Here is a 3,494-nt window from a genome sequence, read left to right on the forward strand (position 1 = left end):
GTCGCCATGGTCGTCAACCCCACCACGATCGTGGAGGCCCAGACCTTCGGGGTTCCCGTCAAGCTGTCCCCGTTCCCCACCCACTTCGTCGTCATCAAACGCATTCTGTGACAAGGAAACCCGTGACTATGACTACATTCGGATCGTCGGCATTCGCACCGCGGCGAGTCATGGCATGGTGGCGGCGCGTCCCGCGCCGTGCGCTCCTGGGTTTGGCCGTCGCGGTCCTGGCGATCGCCGCGCTGGCCTGGCAGCACCACAGCCACGCCGCGGCCAAGCCCCACGACGTAGCACCGCCGACCGCGGCGACGGCCGCGCCGGCCCCCGGCAGCGCACCTGAGATGGGTGATGCGCCGGCGGTGGGGCAGCTCGCCTTGCCGACGATCGACCCCAGTGACGCCGCGGCCCAAGACGCCGGCCGCGCCGCGGCGAAACGGTTCGCCACCAACTTCGCCACCCCCAACGGCAACCGTGACGACTGGCTGGCGCGGATCTCCGGCGACGTGTCCGCGCAGCTGGCCGAGCAGTACCGGCTCACCGACATCCGCAACGTGACCCAGGCCGACGTGACATCGGTGGACGGGCCGGTGCGCCAAGAGCCCGGCACCATCACCTTCGACGTCAACTACAGCGACGGTTCCCGCATCGAAATCCGGCTCGAGGCGGGCGCTGAAAACCGGAAGGTCATCAACGTGCTGCCACTGACTGGCGACGGTGTCCGTCCGGCCCCCGATGATGTGACAGAGCAGCCGATGCAGAGCGCGCCGACCGGATAGGACAGCCCATGATGGCCCCCCGCGCCAAGACCGTGCCCGGCAAGGTGTCCCCGGCGGTCGCCGCACCGACCAGTCGCCCGTATGCCACCAGCGGCGCCGAACTCAACCGTCCCTACGTGCCGGGTGAAACCGCCGCCGAGCAGAAGCAAGCCGCCGAGGGCTGGCGGTGGATCGTGCTGGCCGCCCTGGCAGTGGCCGCCGTCCTCGGCTACACCAAGGTGTGGCCGGCCGCCCAGCATTTCCTGTACTACCCCTCCCGGGCGCGCGACTACCTGCTGCCGCCTTCACCGGAGCCGGTGTACGTCATCGCCGGCGTCGGCGTCGGATGGTTCTGGATCCTGTTCATCGCCGCACCCATCGTCGGGGCGGTCCTGCCCGCGCTGTGGTGGGCGATGCTGTCCTGGTCGAATCACCGGGCACGCACCGGACACATGGGGCACGTGCGGCCCGGTCAGCAATGGACCGGGGAGCAGTACCCCACTCTGCCGCTGATCCTGGCCGGCGCTGCGGTTCTGCTGGCGGCCGCCGGGGTGCTGCTGCGGTGGTCATCGCCGGCAGCGGCGCATCTGCCCGGCCGGCTGATCGTCGTGGCGCTGCTCGCAGCGGCGGTGTTCGGGTTCTGGCAGTACGCCCGGTGGGCCTACGCCCGCGGCTCGATCACCCGCCAACTGAACAAGGTCACGTTCCTGGCCTCCCCGGCGCTGGGCTGGCCCGATCTGCGTGCCGGACGCGTGCGCGTGCTGCGGTGTGCCCATCCGCGCGGTCAGTCGGCGTTCCCGAAGGTGGTCAAGCTGCTCTACGGCCAGCACCCGCGCTCGGTGGGTGAAGAACTCACCGATGAGATCGCCGCCGTGCTGCACGAGGTCACCGGACACACCTACACGTTCAATCACGACCCGCTGGCCCGCGCCCTAATCGCCACCGAAACCGTGATCGTCGAAGAGGACGTCGTGGTCGACGCCGAATCGGTGCTCGCACCGCTGGTCGTGTCATGGTTCGACGCGGCGGCCCACATCGCGTCGGTGACCGTGGACAAGCCGGCTGTCGTCGACGCCGCCGACAACCTCGACGAGGAGGGGACGAGGAATCCGCAGGTAGATGTCGACGAGGAGCTGGCGGTGCGGTCCGCGGCCACCGGCAACGACGCCATCGCCGCGCGGATCCGGGAGTTCACCGTCGGATTCGTCTACAACCTCAAGGTCAGTTCCGCCTACCGGCGCGGGGCCATCGAAGGCATGGTCTCCGACGCCCTCGGCGGGTCCTGGGAAGCCGAGTGGAGCATGGCGTCGAAGCGGGCGCGGTTCGTGCGCAGCCCCGGCCTGCCGACCCTGGTCGACCCGCCGCTGGACTTCCCCGCCGTCACCCGCTCGAACGTCCGCGCGCTCTACAAGAACACGGTGATCCCCTTGGGTGTGGACGCCTACGGCAACGTCGTGGTGTGGGACTTCAAGCAGTCCCCGCACTTCCTTACCGCCGGCGCCACGGCAACGGGTAAGACGTCGCTGCTGATGACCGTGGCGACACAATGCGCGCGGCGTGGATTCAACGTGGTGTGGATCGACCCCAAGGGCTTCGACTCCCCCGGTATGCGCGCCTGGCCGAACGTGTCGCTAGTGACCGCCGGCACCGACGAGGACGGGTTGGTCGGGCACACCGCCGCGCTGCGGCTCATCGCCGACACCATGACCGACCGCCTGTCGCAGGTGAAGGTCAACCCCAACCGTGCCAATGACTTCGATCCGATCATCGTGATCACCGACGAGTTCTCGAACCTGGCGGTCGCGCTGGGCCAGTTCTACAAGACCTACAAGACCACCAAGGAGCGTGGCGAGCCGCCGACGGCCACCGACATCGGGATCCTGCTGCGCACCGCACGTGCGGTAGGCATCCACATGGCGCTGGGCATTCAGCGACCCGACACGATGTTCATCGCTGGCGAGGCACGTGACAACACCGCGTTGCGGGTGGCGATGGGGCGGCTGCGGTCCAAGGACGCCGCGATCATGATGTTCAACGACGCCGTGGCCGGCACCCGGCTGCAGCCGGGAATCAAGGGCCGCGGGACCGTGCAACTGCCGGACGGATCGTTCCGGGAAATGCAAGCGTTCTACACCCCAGTAGTCCCGGCGACCGAGGAGCAGGACGCCGCGCTGTCGGATCACGAACGCGCCATCTTGAACGAACTGCACGACGTGGACAGCTTCTGGCCGCGACGGGTCGTGGACAGCGCTTTGCGGGGATTCGATCCCGAGGACGACGAGCAGGAGATGTCGTTCAAGGCGATCCGTGAATCGCCGATCCTGCTGGCGTCGGATCGGCCCGATTTGGACCCGCTGAGCGATCAGTACGTGCGGCCGATGATGGCGTTTCGCAGGCCCACGATGGATGACGATCACGGCGAGCCGACTGATGCGGATCCGTCGGCGCACCCTTCGCCAGTGGCCGCCGGCGTTTCGGCGAAAGCGCCAACGTTCGGCGCGGAAGTGGACGGCTTCGACGACGACTATCTGCCCGGCGTCGATGACGAGTACGGGCCTGCCATTCCGGTCGCGGCAAACGAGGTGCAACACGGTGATCTGGTCGACGTCGCTGACGTTGACGGTGTCTCGGAGTGGAAGTACGTTCACGCTGAGCCCTACCTCACCGAAGACGTCGAAGGTGGTGACCGGCTGGTGATCCCCTACCGGGACCCCGACGACGGTCGCAACGCGGGTGACA

General features: G+C 68.1%; 2 protein-coding genes. Both read left to right on the forward strand.

Features of this window, described 5'->3' with window-relative positions:
* Positions 1-128: 128 nt before the first annotated feature.
* Positions 129-776, forward strand: coding sequence for a hypothetical protein (locus tag QOC69_RS36580; protein ID WP_526447820.1), 648 nt, complete (start codon positions 129-131; stop codon positions 774-776).
* An 8-nt stretch (positions 777-784) separates the two neighbouring features.
* Positions 785-3,494 (forward strand): type IV secretory system conjugative DNA transfer family protein (locus QOC69_RS36585; RefSeq protein ID WP_526447822.1); only part of this gene is annotated, 2,710 nt, incomplete at its 3' end.

It is taken from the genome of Mycobacterium sp. (assembly GCF_032162105.1).
In the GTDB taxonomy this organism is placed as follows: domain Bacteria; phylum Actinomycetota; class Actinomycetes; order Mycobacteriales; family Mycobacteriaceae; genus Mycobacterium.

What these genes read in the sequence shown, in the direction of transcription:
- QOC69_RS36580 (WP_526447820.1), top strand. Translation starts at nt 129, where the DNA reads ATGACTACATTCGGATCGTCGGCATTCGCACCGCGGCGAGTCATGGCA.